The 1032-nt window shown below is 39.2% G+C and carries 1 pseudogene; it reads right to left on the reverse strand.

Going from position 1 to position 1032, the window contains the following annotated elements:
• A pseudogene (locus MAGTDC_RS02625) lies at positions 1-106 on the reverse strand (Hsp70 family protein); the annotation flags it as partial.
• Positions 107-1032: the final 926 nt, after the last annotated feature.

The raw sequence follows: 1032 nt of genomic DNA on the forward strand, positions 1-1032 counted from the left end.
TTCTTTGGATTTTAGGCATCCTTGTCATTCCACCTACTAATATTATTTCATTTATAGTTTCGGAGGTTTCATGTGCATCAACCAAAGCGGTTTCACATGGTTTTATATGTTAGCGAGAAAGTAAAAACTTCTAAAAATGTGTAAAAATCAGACACAAGTGGAGTGCGAATTTTACCTAATTCGGACAATCAGTGCGAATCCACTACGATTTTTAAAGCATTATAAGTACACTAGTGGTGCGAGCATCATGTTAATTGCACATCACATAGGTCATTAAATTAGACAATATTTCATCGCCGTGAAATCTGCGTTAAGCAGTGCGATTGGCGAAAAAGTGCAATTATGTGAAATAGGACGAGAGTGGGGGCTATCATGCCATGGTTCAACTGTCGACAGGCTGATTCCTGAATCGACAGCTGCAGTTTTCTGGGTGGATATAAATATGAGCCCAGGAGAGACGAACTCTCTCTTCTAACATTCCACAGTCGCGGCGGTACGCTATGCCCGTCCGAGACGCGAATTTTTTTACTACTTTGGACAAAGTTAGAGGCTAGGTCTAACATCAGTATGATCTTTTTTATTAAGCATAACTTATACAGTATTACGACAAATGTTTTGATTTAAAGTATTAATGAAAACAATAATTAAAAATACCGTAACAAAGAAATCGTCGGACGTCTACAAGCAGTCGACAACTAAGAACATCAACTCCTGACAGAGGACGAAAGAACGACTAGCAGAGGAACGAGATGCAGAGTACTAGAGACGGTTCTATCATAACAGCTACAGATCCAGAGCAACATGTCAGCATAATCTACAGCAGCCAATGCACCATGAAGGACGAGATACGAGAGGACGAGCAGTGAGGACAAGAGGACATCCAGGAGGATCGAACCGACGGAATCATTGGAGGACATGGGACAACTCTGCAGAATTTAAGGTGACGAAAAACCAATATATAATTATCAAAGAGAAAGACATTGAAAGATTTTAATAAAAAAAAGAAAACCAGAAACAAAACATTTTTGTAAG

This window comes from Candidatus Hodgkinia cicadicola (assembly GCF_002774925.1).